This is a genomic window from Corynebacterium sp. ZY180755, from assembly GCF_054331495.1.
Genome location: NZ_CM135811.1, coordinates 786952 through 799455 on the forward strand (window position 1 = coordinate 786952; position 12504 = coordinate 799455).

Sequence of the window (12504 nt, forward strand, 5' to 3'; positions counted from 1 at the left end):
GGCTAAGCACGATGTGGTGCTTAGCCCCTTATGGAGAGTTTTAAGTTTTTTTAAAGGGAGATTCCGCGTGATGACAACCATGCAGCTGGATCTACAGCGCCCTGGCCGTTTGGGTGAATTTCGAAGTGGAGGTGGGATCCGGTTGAGAAACCGCGGTTGCCCATGCCCGCAATGACCTGGCCAGCTTTAACCAGTTCGCCAACAGCAACGTTGAGAGTTTCCATGTGGCCGTAGACGGAAATAGAGCCGTCATTGTGCTGAATGCGGATCCAGTTGCCGTAGCCGGAAGCAGGGCCAGAATCGATTACGGTGCCGTCCATCACGGCCAAAATTGGGGTTCCCACAGCGTTTGCAATATCGATGCCGGCGTGGAAGGTGCCCCAACGTGGTCCAAAACCGGATGTAAAAACGCCCTCAGCTGGCTTAGCTACGGAAACCTTAGGCTTGCGTGCTTCCTTGTCTGCTTCAGCGCGCTCGCCGGCGTATTCAACAGCCTTAGTGAGCTGGTCTGCCAAGTTGACTGCTGGCTTGAACTCAGCAATAGCGAGAATCTGAGGGGCGGAAACATTTTCCGGCAGAGTTGCGGAGTCACTAGCAAGTGCAATTGCTGGTTCCTCGGAGCTGGAGGTGTGTGCAACTGCTGCGCCAGTAGCGCCTGCAGTTGAAACTACGCCAGTAGCGGCTGCAACGACGGCAACGCGTCCCTTGATGTTAGAGTTCTGCTTGCGGTGCTTGCCACTAGCGATCTGGCGCTTCTGCTGCATCTAACTCTGCTCCTAATATTTCCTACGATTTCAAGCCGTGTGGGCCACTGAGTCCTTATGAACTCGTTTGTTGGCCGCTTTGTAACCAACTTGTTATCTACCGAAAGTTAAAGATAGCCGTTTGTTACATGATGAGCAAGCGCCTTTTCTATCGATTTTATTGGGTTATCCTTAAAAAAGTAGGGGGTACCTTGGGGTTTGTGGCGCGAAAACTTTCAAGAAAAAATCTGAAAAAGTAATAGATGTGCCCTGTGTGACTAGTGTTTTTGCGAAAATTCAGCGCTTGTTACAAAAAATTCACCGAAATTCTGTAACGCTTTGTAACGCGGTTGCGATCATCATCGCTTCAACTGCGCGTGGGAGCGTTAGGGGTACTGGGGGATAACTGTTGTTACCGGCGATCGGCAGTGCGGGCGAGACGGTCTGCCTTTGTTAAATTTTTTAGCCTTATACCTTATATATAAACCTTCCTTCTATATTGTGCGCAATAGAGTAGGAGAACATGAGTATTGTCCCGCGGGTTGTATGAGGAATGGCAGGTGGGGGCCTGAGTAGTTAGGACAGATGTCAGAACAGTATCGGTTGCTCAAGGCTAATTGTCAATATCTTTTGAAATAGCTGTGGAAAGAATTATTGGCCGTGTGAAAGCCAAAAACTAGCTAGTTCATGGCACAGTTAGTGGAATGAACGTTAAGTCCAGTCCTTCCTCACCTTCGGGGCCTAGTCGTCGAGGACGAGGTTCCAAAAGAGCTCGGGTACGATCCACCAGTTCGCCGTCTGTTGCGTCGAAGCAGCCGGTTGAATCTACGCGTCCTGGTGGGGGAGTACGGGGATTTGGAAAGCGTAAGCGTACATCCGCTCAGACGGACGTGGGGCCCACCTTTACCTCGCGTCTGCGCTCCTTCTTGCCGGTAGCTGCGCTGCCTAACGGCATCGTGGTTATGGTGGCCATTGTTTTTGCTCTTATCGCGCTGATTGCAACTTCAAGTTCAATGGCTGCGTTGCCATCTACTATCGCCCAGTTCTGGTTAGTGGTGAACATGGTGCCAGTCCAGGGGGCTGCGCACACCATCGGTTACTTACCCATGCTTCCGGCGGCGCTGTTGGCGCTGGTCGTGGCAAAGCGCGTGCACGCTTTAGTGAAAGAGAAAGTAAGTCTCGCTGATCTGGGCGTTTTGCTGCTGTGTGTTCTGCTTATTCCTATACTTCTTACATTGACCGCCGCGGCGATGTTGTACGATGCCTCAGTGGTGTACCCCGTGGGTGTTCCCAACATAGCCGTCGCGATGGGGATGACTGCGCTCCTGCACGGATCTGCCTTCGTCATCGGTATGGGCAGGCGTCTGTGGCGGGCAATTCTGCGAAGGTTTAGCATGCCAACGTGGCTGGTTGAATCTGCGTTGCTCGGCGCGCGCGGTATCGCTGTATTGGGGGCGGTTTCCCTAGCTGCAGTGATCATCAGCTTGGGAATCCACTACCGCGCTGTGGCGGATTCTCTTAATGCGTACGACTCGGGGGCAGGCGTTCTAGGGGTTGTTGCGCTGAGCGTGCTCTATCTACCGAACGCGATCGTTGCCGCTTTAGCCATGTTTGCCGGATCGGAATTCAACTTCGGTGAGGGCTTGTACTCATTGTTCGGCGTGAACTCAGTTCCACTGCCACCAGTTCCTCTTTTGGGAGCGCTGCCCGCCTCCGCACATCCTTGGGCGGCCATCTTGTTGGTCGTTACCGGGATATGCATGGTGAACGCTGTGTATCGGAATGTCCCTCGATTGGGCACCGGTCTGGCTGCTGCTATCTTTGCAGGCGTTTACGCATTGGTCCTGAGCATCTTTGGTTCAGGTTCTTTGGGCGTTTATGGCAACGTTGGGCCTCACATCTGGATGACCGCAGGCTTCATCCTTGCGTGGTGTGCTGTTGTGAACACCCTTGCGGTTGCGGTTGTGGCCTTGGTGTCTCGCCGGGTAGCTAGTGGGGAAGCAGATGATTCGGATTACGTAGACGACGGTCTTTCCGCTGACAAGGACGTTGCTGAACCTACTGATGAGCTACCGCCTGCAGCGGATAATCAGGGCGATGAAACAGAAGAGGATGAACCTGGCGCAGGCGATGAAGAGGTTGATGAGACTCATGATCCGACAGCCGTAGCCGAGGAAACAGCATCAAGTGAGGTGGAGTCAGGTTTGGATGACTCTGATAACGCACCTCAATCAGGTGATGCTGCTGAAGAACCAGTGCCTGAAGAGGCTGAAGAAGACGAGCACGTGAATGAAGAACCAACGCCCGAAAATCCTCCCGTAGAGGAAGAAGCGGAATCAGCGGAGGATGGTGAAGCTACCGCGAACACGGAGCAGGTTCTTAATGCGACTCCCGCTACGGAACCGGATTCCACCGAAGAAACCGTAGCCGTACAGTCTCATGGGCGTGCTTGGCATGCTGATGCATTTGATGATGAAGATCCGGAAGCGGTTGTGGGGGAACGGGAATCGCTTTCTTCGGTAGCTGATCAGGTGCAGCAAGAGGCGCTGGAGGAGTACCACGGCGGTGAAGTAGAACAAGAGCCCGTAGCGGATAAGTCCGCCTCGGTGAAGAGGAAGCGCCGCCGTGGCGGTATCTTCCGGCGTAAATAGCTATTGATTCGCGATCGAGTATTGGTACTGACAAGTAAGGTCGAAGGGTAGCCACCGTGATGAGTGCTCACGGTGGCTTTTTTCGTTTTCCGTTTAACTCTCGGCTGAAATCTGGTCTAGAAACCTGGCTAACTGGATATGACATCGTGGGGGGAATTATGGGCGTAGATGCGGGGTTCTTGGCTTCAGAGGGTGGCTAGCGGGGTAGCAAGGGGCTTAAGATTGGTTCCCGTGACCAGCACTGAAACTTTCAATATGCAATTGGGATCAAGCAACGAGACCACAGACGTTGTGGTCCTAGCTTCTGGTTCTGGAACCTTGCTGCAGGCGATTATTGACGCCCAGGAGGGCGCCGCCTACCGCGTGGTTGGCGTGGTCACGGATGTTGAATGTGAAGCCGTCGAGCGCGCAAAGCGCGCGGGCATTGAGACTGCGACCGTTCCCCTAGCAAAAGGCGACGACCGTGGTGCGTGGAATGAAAAACTCGCTGAGGTCGTCGGAAAGCATGAACCCGCGCTGGTTGTATCAGCGGGGTTCATGCGCATTTTGGGCGCAGAATTCCTAGCTCGTTTTGGTGGCCGCATCATCAACACCCATCCTGCGCTTCTGCCATCATTCCCCGGCGCCCATGCTGTGCGCGATGCGCTGGCTTACGGCGTGAAGGTCACCGGATCTACGGTGCACTTTGTAGATGAGGGAGTGGACACCGGCCAGATCATCGCCCAAGAACCTGTCAAGGTACTCGAGGGAGAAGATGAGGCTGAATTGCACGAAAGAATCAAGCAAGTTGAGCGCACGCTCATCGTCAACGTATTGAACTCCGCAACCGTGGTCATGGGTGCGGACAACAACTCAGGAAAGGTGTCCTTCGCTTATGAGTGATGACCTTAAGGCAATCAAGCGCGCGCTGATCAGCGTGTATGACAAGACCGGTCTGGAAGACCTCGCCCGCGCCCTCGACGATGCCGGCGTGGAGATTGTTTCCACTGGCTCAACCGCAGCCAAGATTGCTGCCCTTGGTATCGACGTAACCCCTGTGGATGAGCTCACCGGATTCCCCGAGTGCCTCGAAGGCCGCGTGAAGACTCTGCACCCACGTGTTCACGCTGGAATTCTCGCTGACACCCGCAAGGAAGATCACCTGGCTCAGCTCAAGGAGCTGGAGGTGGAGCCGTTCCAGTTGGTTGTTGTGAACCTGTACCCGTTCACCGAGACGGTTGCCTCCGGTGCTGACTTCGACGCATGCGTCGAGCAAATCGACATTGGTGGCCCTTCCATGGTGCGCGCCGCCGCCAAGAACCACCCATCCGTTGCGGTTGTTGTTGATCCCGCGAAGTACGGCGACGTTGCTGAGGCTGTCAAAAATGGCGGCTTCACCCGTGCCGAGCGTACCGCGTTGGCCGTGGACGCATTCCGCCACACCGCTTCCTACGACGTGGCCGTTGCTTCGTGGATGGGCTCCCAGCTAGAGTCTGACTCCATCTTCCCAGAGTGGACCGGTTCCACCTACCAGCGCACCAACGTGTTGCGCTACGGTGAGAACCCACACCAAGCTGCGGCTCTCTACTCTGATGGAACGGGTCTTGCAGGTGCTAAGCAGTACCACGGCAAGGAGATGTCCTACAACAACTACACTGACTCTGACGCTGCATGGCGCGCAGCATGGGACCACGAGCGTCCATGCGTTGCGATCATCAAGCACGCCAACCCTTGCGGCATCGCTGTGTCTGACAACTCCATCGCGGAAGCCCACCGCAATGCACACGCGTGTGATCCAGTATCAGCTTTCGGCGGTGTAATCGCCTCTAACCGCGAAGTCTCTGTGGAGATGGCTAAGCAAGTTTCTGAGATCTTCACCGAGGTGATCATCGCCCCTAGTTATGAAGACGGTGCCATCGAGATTCTGGAAAAGAAGAAGAACATCCGCATCTTGGAGGCTGCCGCACCTGAGGCTCAGCAGTTCGAACGCCGCGGAATCTCTGGTGGTCTTCTCATCCAAGAGCGCGACCGAATCACCGCTGAGGGGGACACCCCAGAAAACTGGACCCTCGCAGCTGGCGAGAAAGCTTCCGATGAAGTGCTCGCTGAGCTAGAGTTCGCGTGGCGCTCTGTACGTGCCGTCAAGTCCAACGCGATTCTGCTGTCCAAGAACGGCGCCACGGTGGGCGTTGGCATGGGTCAGGTCAACCGCGTGGACGCAGCAAAGCTCGCTGTTGAGCGTGCCAACACACTCGCAGGCGAGACTAAACGAGCAGAAGGTGCCGTTGCTGCTTCTGACGCCTTCTTCCCATTCGCTGATGGTTTCCAAGTCCTTGCTGACGCTGGCGTCACCGCCGTGGTTCAGCCTGGTGGTTCTATCCGCGACGCTGAAGTCATTGAAGCCGCAAAGGCCGCAGGTGTCACTATGTACCTGACTGGGGCGCGTCACTTCGCTCACTAGCCAAAACCTCTCAGGGGCTCATCGCACACATTATGGCGATGAGCCCTCGCGCTATTCTGCCAGCGGCGTTGGAGCTTTAGTGGCTCTTCCGGTTTTAGAGTGCATTGATCTTGTCCGCGAGTTGGCCGGAGTGGATCAGGCAGCGCAGGATGTAGTGGGTGAGGTTACGGAATCCTAGGGCGATTCCGCGCAGGTGTTCTAAGCGTCCGTTGATAGCTTCTACCGGCCCGTTGGATACGCCTTTGTCGAAATACGCCAGGATGTCCTTGCTACGTTTGGCTAGGGTTCGCCCGAGTTGAGCCAGCTCTGGCAGCCCGGTGTTGGTATATCTGGCCAGGGTGGTGATGAGCTCACGCATGTTTTTCTTTCCCCGCCTTTTATCACCGTCTTGATAACAATCAATGACCTGCTGGTATATCTTCCACGTTTCCTGCAGCGGCGCATAATCATCATCAAACGTGAACAGTGCCTTTAGCCTGTCTTTTTGCTTGTCGGTGAGAAACGCTGTGCGGGTCAACAAGGATTTTTACGATTCCGATACAGCGGATCTGTCGATATTCCACGCCGGCCAGTAGTTTCACGCTGCAGCCGCTGGCGACACTTAGTGACCTTGTCACCAGCAAGACGCACCACATGGAACGGGTCCATGACTTTGGTGGCTTTGGGGATGACTTCATCAGCAGCACTGGCATAGCCTTGGAACCCGTCCATGCTGATGATTTTCACCTTGTCACGAAAGTCTTGGCCACGAGCATAAAGCCATTGCTTTAAAGCGGTAGCGCTACGGCCTGGGACAACATCAAGCAATCGGGCCGGTGCTTTGTCTGCGGTGGACTCTTGGGGGTTGTGCCCGGTCATATCAACGATGATGGTGACATACCCGTCGCCGTGTGTGCGCCGGTTATGAGACCACTTGTGTTCATCGACACCAATAACACTGACCCCTGCCAGGTGTTGGGGATCGTTGTAGATCAATTCGTGGCACATCTCTAGGGCTAGCTGGCAGGTCAAGTCCCAACCGATACCTAAAGATTTAGCGGTCGCTGAGATGCTCATGCGATCAATAGCCAGGCGTTGGAGTATCCAGCGGGTGACTCGGTCAGTAACTTTAGTGTGGTCGCAGGCACAGGCTAGTCCTGCCTGGAAGTACTTCTGGTCACAGCAGTCGTTGGTGCACCGGTAGCGCGGCAGGCGGACTTTTAATGTGGTGGGAAAACCCACAATTGGCAGGTCGGTAAGGGTGCGTATGGTGTGGTCGCGGAATACGCCCGCGTGGCGGCATTGTGGGCAGGCGTTGATCGGGTCGATGGCTTGGCACTCAATGATGGTTCTAGACCCTGCGTCTGCTGCGCCGGTGATGGTTAATCCGAGTTCTGCGGTGCGGCAGATGGTGTCAGCGATGAGGTTGCCAGTAGACTGCATCAGTAGAGCCCCTTGCGGTAGAGGTTGGATTCGACACCCTTAATCTTTACTCGCAAGAGGCTCGTTTACTAATGTATGCCGCGCTACTGAATGCACTCTAAAACCGGAAGAGCCGCTTTAGTTGGCTGGCTAAAACATGTCCACCCTAGCGCAGTGGGTAGGTACGGTACGGTGAGGTACTGTGTAATACCGGCTAGTTCGTTAGCCGTTCTGCTGTGAGTGTAAGGGCTGTTGATGGTTTCGGATGCGCATTTCCTAGACGAAGATTCCTTAGATAATGAGAAGGCTTGCGCGCCGACGCCAGACTCTCGGCGCCGGTGGGCTATTGTCCTCATCGCGGTTGTAGCACTGATTGTGAGCGCGTTGCTGGTAGGTGGATTGGTGAACTCCTCAGGCCTTGGGTCGGACTCGCAGGAGACGTCGGCAGAGCCTGTGCCATCTGAGGAGACGAAAACCCCACGGCCGGAGTTTCCCACTTTGCCTAAGGGAGCGGAACCAGTAAACGATGCTGCGCGTAACGGAAAACCATCCGGCAACTTTAACAATGTGTGGCGTGGCACTGCTAACACCAGCGCGGATTTTGCGCTTGCGGTGCGGGAGACTTATGTGCGCCACTATCTAAGAACCGGTGAGTTCAACGCCAAGATCACGGTGTTTAGTGAGGTAGTGCAGCGTAATTTTCCCCTGACATGTACTGACAATGATTCGTTTGTTACGTGCACACTGGGCAGAGACGTTGTAGTTTATATCGCCTAGCAGGCGATTGGCACGATGTGAGGGGTCTTGCCGACGCCGGCAGACATCACACAAGACGAGTACCGTGGCCGGGCCAAGATCACAGTGGCCCACGGCTTCCATGGCAGCTATGAGCGCTGCGCCAAGCGCGCGCATCGTGAAATCGTCGAGGGGCCAAGGCCACGGAACGATTCCATACTCACCGGACGAAATCAGATACCTCGTTGCTGAGCTGTCACTAGAATCGGTAACCATGACGTTGCATATTCCAGGACCTGCAATTTTGTTCGCGCCAGCAGGACGGGCTGAGATCATTCCCAAGGCAGCCTCCAAAGCTGACATGGTCATCCTCGATCTTGAAGATGGCGCAGGCGATGTGGACAGGCAAGTAGCCTATGAGAACATTCGCAGCTGTAATTTGGATCCAGAATCCACCATCGTCCGTGTGGTGGGGCCCATGGACGATCACTTCGATCAAGACGTTGAATTTGTGCGCACCACGAAATTTACCACCGTCATGGTGCCTAAAGTTTATGACGGAATTCCAGCAAGCCTAGAAGGCCTGAACATCATTGCGATGATTGAAACCCCGCAGGCGGTTGTGCATGTAAAAGAGATCGCGGAACACCCGTTTGTTGTGGGACTGTTCTGGGGCGCAGAGGACCTCACAGCCTTGCTCGGCGGAACCCACTCACGGTTCCTAGATGATGAGGCCAATTCTCTTGCTTACCGCGACACTATGCGCCTCACCCGAGCGATGATGCATATCCACGCTGCCGCCGCTGGAAAGATCAGCATCGACGCCGTCCACGCGGACTTTCATGATGAAGAGGGTATGTTCGCAGAAGCAGTGGACGCCGCTCGCTCCGGTTTCGCTGGAAGTGCCTGCATTCACCCCAAGCAAGTAGACACCGTACGGCGCGCCTACAAGCCGGGCCAGAAGCAAATCGAATGGGCAACAAGGGTAGTGGCTGAATCGAAGAACCACCCAGGGGCATTCAAACTGGATGGAGAGATGGTGGATGCACCGCTGATTGCCCAAGCGCATCGGGTGATCGAGAGAGCAGCGCTGTAATGAAAAAGAGGTGTTCATTGCTGAACACCTCTTTTTCATAACTCGTTAGCTTCCTCAACCTGTTTAAGTAGGTTCAGCGTACGCTCAATGCGATTCTCGGGCAGCTCAGCGCCAAGGACCGCGAGCACGGAGTCTGCGAGCATGATTGCTAGTTCCGGAAGGGAATCAAGCGTAAGCGGTTCAGGGACAACGCCATCATTTGGACGCATCTCGATAACGGACAGGGCGATGTGGAACGGCAGGCGGGCGCGTGGATCATCCTCGCCCACGATTTCAGCTGCGAACTCATTGAAGATGTTCTGCAAATGAGCGCGGGCATCGTGGTACTCGTTGAATTCCTCACTCGCTGCGGTTGGCAGCTGGTACAGACGCCCAACATTCCATCGCGTGGACAATAGCAAACGAGCTTCGGCTGCTGTCAGTGCCCACAGACGGATAGCAGGGTCAGAATCTTGCTCCTTAGCCAACGCCTCAACCAACTTGGTGGACGGCTCAACTGTGGAGTTCAGTAGCGTCAGGAAGATTTCCGTCTTGGACGGGAAGTGGTAGTACAACGACGCCTGACGGATACCCACTGCATCAGCAATCTGGTGCGTGGAGGTAGTGGCAAAGCCTTGGGTGGTGAAGAGCTCTGATGACGCATCAAGAATTTCTTCCCGAGCCGTACTTCCACGACGGCGAGGACTCTTTTTGCGTGGGCGGCCGACAGCTCCTGCCATTAATGCCACACCCCTTTCAAGAACGTGCTCAACTGACTTCAGGTGGCGGCGATCAGACTTTCTGCTGAACGCGTGAAATAATATTCTATACCTTGACAGAAAAACTTTGTTAGTCGCACGGCTAATCTTGTCGCATAATGCATTGTTGACTACACAGATTAGCCAGAGTGGAAGTTATTGAACCGAGAGGTTGTTGGATTCTGCGAGGGTGTAGAGGACATCCGATACCATGCGGGCGGACGCGCCGAAAATGCTCCTCTGAATAGATGGCAGTGACTCTGCCGTGGCCTCGTTTTTGTGGACCCCATCCGCCCATCGGCGGATCTGCAGCTTCAAACCAGCGTCCCAGGCTTGCTTCAGGTAGTCGCCTTGCTGTTGGGAGAGTTTTCCGCCATCAATGCCAGCCTGAATGCGTGCGGATGTTGCAAGTTCCCTAGAGCCTGCGGAAACTGCTGCCCAACGAGCAATAGCGATGACTGGGTAGAGGAGCTCCTTACGCACATCTACTGGGACCTCCCGATCGGGGAGACCGGATTCGGTGCGGATTGCCGCCGGCGGGCGGTGGTTGATCGCGTCGACAAGCAGGGGAGAATGATCGTCCAAAGCAACGACGGCATCAAGGAAGAAGGTGCCCGCATCCGCAAACACTGCCATTTCCTTGCTGGAGCAGCCCTCAATCATAGACAACCATTCGTCCTTGGTGCGGGCTTTGACCCCAAAGCTGGTTTCATCTGGAACCAGGCCAACCCCCGCAATGAGATCAGCCAGGGGTTTAGTGTCCTCGTGGCCCTCGCCAACGGTCAACCACTTGACGGATGAGTACGGCAGCGCGTCGCGGCGTCCCACAGCGCCGGTAAGGATGAGAGTAGCCCCGCCGCTCATCTGTTTGACGGCTGGGGAGTGAAGCACGTCTCGTACCAGCTGAGAGAACCAAATAATTAATGGCTCAGGGCTTTCACCATGCTCAACAGCATTGCGCAGAAGATCTTGTGCCTCAGCTAGGACGCCACGGGCTGTAGCTGGCTGTTGGCACAGTGGAGCTTGCTCAGCCATTTCAAGTAGGGAAGTGTGCAACACAGGGATACTTTCTATGTATGTCGCCGTACACACGGCACCTGGAAAGTTTTAACAGATAGCAATCTACAGCACCAGAGCCGGAAATTGTGCATTATGTGCTATTCAACAACGAAACGCTCGTTTCTCAATGTGAGAAACGAGCGTTCAAAGCTGTCATCGCGCTCAGTGGGCACAGGCCACCGAGAGCGTTGTTAGGTCACCCAGACGATTTAGCGGCTGGTGAACGGCAGGAGAGCCATCTCGCGGGCGTTCTTAACCGCGGTAGCTACCTGACGCTGCTGCTGCGGGGTCAGGCCGGTAACACGGCGGGAACGGATCTTGTGGCGATCAGAAATGAACTGACGAAGGGTGTTGATGTCCTTGTAGTCCACCTTCTCGATGCCAGCAGCCTTGAGAGGGTTCTTCTTTGGGCGGCGGGACTGCTCCATGCGCGCCTTCTTCATGTTTGTGCGCTTCATTGCAAACTCCTGAATTACCAGCTGGACTTACGAACGCCAGGCAGCTCACCACGGTGAGCCATCTCGCGCATACGGACACGGGAAACACCGAACTTGCGCAGGTAGCCGCGTGGGCGGCCGTCCTTTGCGTCCCGGTTACGTACGCGAGCTGGAGATGCATCGCGTGGCTGACGGTTCAGTTCGAACTGTGCATCCAGACGGTCCTCGTCAGAGGTGTTTTCATTCTTGATGATTGCCTTGAGCTCAGCACGGCGCTCCGCGTAACGGGCGACGATAGCCTTGCGCTGCTCGTTCTTGGCGATCTTGGACTTCTTAGCCATAGATTATCGCTCCTCGCGGAATTCGACGTGCTTGCGTGCAACTGGATCGTACTTCTTGAGAGTGATGCGATCCGGGTTGTTGCGCTTGTTCTTACGGGTGACGTAGGTGTAGCCGGTGCCAGCCGTAGACTTCAGCTTGATGATTGGACGGATGTCATTACGTGCCATCTTTTAGATCTTCTCCCCACGTGCGCGGATCTTTGCAACAACGGACTCGATGCCGTCGCGGTCGATGACCTTCAGACCCTTGGTGGATACGTTCAAAGTGATGGTACGGCCTTCAGATGGAAGGTAGAACTTGCGACGCTGCACGTTGGGATTCCAACGGCGAGAGGTGCGTCGGTGCGAGTGTGAGACCTGCTTGCCGTAAGACGGCTTGCGTCCCGTGACCTGGCAAATAGCCGACATGGGTTTCTTTCTCCTAGCCGCCCACATTCAACATCTAAGAACCATTCTTTAGCGGATAACTCCAGCTAGAGACATGGAAAAGCCAGCTGACGGGGCGATAAACGAACAATTTCGACAACAGCAAGGAGTGAGCTTACATGCTTTTACTGATTTTTCCTAATCTGTAAGCAAATATGAAAGCTGAGTGAACCACTGTTACTTGAGTTGGTGATGTTTTAAATGCTGGCGCCTTTTTACTAGGAGGTGGCTTTTAGGCGGTAAATTCGTGCGGGCTCAGCCTTCCTTTATATAAGAGGTCAACTCGGTACTTGGGGGTAACTATTCCGTGGTGGGTGGTGGCTAGTGGTACTGCAGTAATGAGTTGTGGTTGCTTCTTGGGGTTTTCGTGGCCTGATTTTAGAAAAAGCGCTGATAGGTGTAAGGTATTCAAAGTTGTCATCACGCGGGTTTTGTCAT

12 protein-coding genes and 1 pseudogene are annotated in these 12504 nt (G+C 54.8%); 5 read left to right on the forward strand and 8 right to left on the reverse strand.

All coding sequences use genetic code 11. The features are described from left to right. Positions 1 to 50: 50 nt before the first annotated feature. Positions 51 to 764 (reverse strand): M23 family metallopeptidase, encoded by a 714-nt coding sequence (locus ACXM2N_RS03705; protein WP_458490140.1) that lies wholly within the window; start codon positions 762 to 764, stop codon positions 51 to 53. Between the two features lie 683 nt (positions 765 to 1447). On the opposite strand from ACXM2N_RS03705, the gene ACXM2N_RS03710 reads away from it, so the two are divergent. The 3 genes from ACXM2N_RS03710 to purH all read left to right on the forward strand — a co-directional run bounded on the left by ACXM2N_RS03710 (position 1448) and on the right by purH (position 5834). After that, the gene (locus ACXM2N_RS03710; protein WP_458490142.1) at positions 1448 to 3394 is read left to right on the forward strand and encodes a cell division protein PerM; all 1947 of its coding nucleotides are present in this window, start codon (positions 1448 to 1450) and stop codon (positions 3392 to 3394) included. A gap of 255 nt (positions 3395 to 3649) precedes the next feature. Next, the gene (gene purN / locus ACXM2N_RS03715) at positions 3650 to 4276 is read left to right on the forward strand and encodes a phosphoribosylglycinamide formyltransferase (protein ID WP_458490987.1); all 627 of its coding nucleotides are present in this window, start codon (positions 3650 to 3652) and stop codon (positions 4274 to 4276) included. Then, the gene (gene purH, locus ACXM2N_RS03720; protein WP_458490144.1) at positions 4269 to 5834 is read left to right on the forward strand and encodes a bifunctional phosphoribosylaminoimidazolecarboxamide formyltransferase/IMP cyclohydrolase; all 1566 of its coding nucleotides are present in this window, start codon (positions 4269 to 4271) and stop codon (positions 5832 to 5834) included. Before purN ends, purH begins: the two co-directional genes overlap by 8 nt. Positions 5835 to 5928: 94 nt before the next feature. Here the strand turns inward: purH and ACXM2N_RS03725 are convergent. Continuing rightward, positions 5929 to 7256: pseudogene (locus ACXM2N_RS03725) on the reverse strand (ISL3 family transposase). A 234-nt stretch (positions 7257 to 7490) separates the two neighbouring features. Between ACXM2N_RS03725 and ACXM2N_RS03730 the strand changes: the two are divergent. Together ACXM2N_RS03730 and ACXM2N_RS03735 are read left to right on the forward strand one after the other, a co-directional pair. Next, positions 7491 to 8012 carry a hypothetical protein gene (locus tag ACXM2N_RS03730; protein ID WP_458490146.1) on the forward strand — a complete coding sequence of 174 codons (522 nt, stop codon included), beginning with the start codon at positions 7491 to 7493 and terminating at the stop codon, positions 8010 to 8012. 232 nt (positions 8013 to 8244) lie between these two features. Further along, positions 8245 to 9066, forward strand: a complete 822-nt coding sequence (locus ACXM2N_RS03735) for an HpcH/HpaI aldolase/citrate lyase family protein (protein WP_458490989.1) — start codon at positions 8245 to 8247, stop codon at positions 9064 to 9066. A 35-nt stretch (positions 9067 to 9101) separates the two neighbouring features. On the opposite strand, the gene ACXM2N_RS03740 is transcribed toward ACXM2N_RS03735, so the two are convergent. The 6 genes from ACXM2N_RS03740 to rpmB all read right to left on the reverse strand — a co-directional run bounded on the left by ACXM2N_RS03740 (position 9102) and on the right by rpmB (position 12048). Further along, positions 9102 to 9785 (reverse strand): TetR/AcrR family transcriptional regulator, encoded by a 684-nt coding sequence (locus ACXM2N_RS03740; RefSeq protein ID WP_458490148.1) that lies wholly within the window; start codon positions 9783 to 9785, stop codon positions 9102 to 9104. A 174-nt stretch (positions 9786 to 9959) separates the two neighbouring features. Then, a complete protein-coding gene (locus ACXM2N_RS03745; protein ID WP_458490150.1) occupies positions 9960 to 10838 on the reverse strand; it encodes a putative nucleotidyltransferase substrate binding domain-containing protein in 879 nt (292 codons plus the stop codon). Between the two features lie 233 nt (positions 10839 to 11071). Then, the gene (gene rpsR / locus ACXM2N_RS03750; RefSeq protein WP_458490152.1) at positions 11072 to 11320 is read right to left on the reverse strand and encodes a 30S ribosomal protein S18; all 249 of its coding nucleotides are present in this window, start codon (positions 11318 to 11320) and stop codon (positions 11072 to 11074) included. A gap of 14 nt (positions 11321 to 11334) precedes the next feature. Next, a complete protein-coding gene (gene rpsN, locus ACXM2N_RS03755; protein WP_458490154.1) occupies positions 11335 to 11640 on the reverse strand; it encodes a 30S ribosomal protein S14 in 306 nt (101 codons plus the stop codon). Between the two features lie 3 nt (positions 11641 to 11643). Continuing rightward, on the reverse strand, positions 11644 to 11808 hold the full coding sequence (gene rpmG, locus ACXM2N_RS03760) for a 50S ribosomal protein L33 (protein ID WP_012359793.1): 165 nt from the start codon (positions 11806 to 11808) through the stop codon (positions 11644 to 11646). Between the two features lie 3 nt (positions 11809 to 11811). Further along, entirely contained in the window at positions 11812 to 12048 is a 237-nt protein-coding gene (rpmB, locus tag ACXM2N_RS03765; protein WP_458490157.1) for a 50S ribosomal protein L28, read from the reverse strand. Positions 12049 to 12504 lie beyond the last annotated feature (456 nt).